The sequence below is a fragment of the Olsenella profusa genome (assembly GCF_016900315.1).
Classification (GTDB): Bacteria; Actinomycetota; Coriobacteriia; order Coriobacteriales; family Atopobiaceae; genus Thermophilibacter; species Thermophilibacter profusus_A.
In genome coordinates this window covers 1-483 of the sequence record NZ_JACSNQ010000037.1, presented here as the reverse complement: position 1 = coordinate 483, position 483 = coordinate 1, and the positions used below count along the sequence as shown (strand labels likewise).

At 49.9% G+C, this 483-nt stretch carries 1 rRNA gene; it reads left to right on the top strand.

What is annotated here, in order from left to right:
- A 16S ribosomal RNA gene (locus tag H9X80_RS08910) occupies nucleotides 1-483 on the top strand; the annotation flags it as partial.

Genomic DNA, 483 nt, shown 5'->3' with positions numbered 1-483 from the left:
TCAGCTAGTCCTACGGGTGGCAGCAGTAGGGAATCTTCCACAATGGACGCAAGTCTGATGGAGCAACGCCGCGTGAGTGAAGAAGGTCTTCGGATCGTAAAACTCTGTTGTTAGAGAAGAACACGAGTGAGAGTAACTGTTCATTCACTGACGGTATCTAACCAGCAAGTCACGGCTAACTACGTGCCAGCAGCCGCGGTAATACGTAGGTGGCAAGCGTTGTCCGGATTTATTGGGCGTAAAGGGAACGCAGGCGGTTTTTTAAGTCTGATGTGAAAGCCTTCGGCTTAACCGGAGATGTGCATTGGAAACTGGAAGACTTGAGTGCAGAAGAGGAGAGTGGAACTCCATGTGTAGCGGTGAAATGCGTAGATATATGGAAGAACACCAGTGGCGAAAGCGGCTCTCTGGTCTGTAACTGACGCTGAGGTTCGAAAGCATGGGTAGCGAACAGGATTAGATACCCTTGTAGTCACTAGCTGA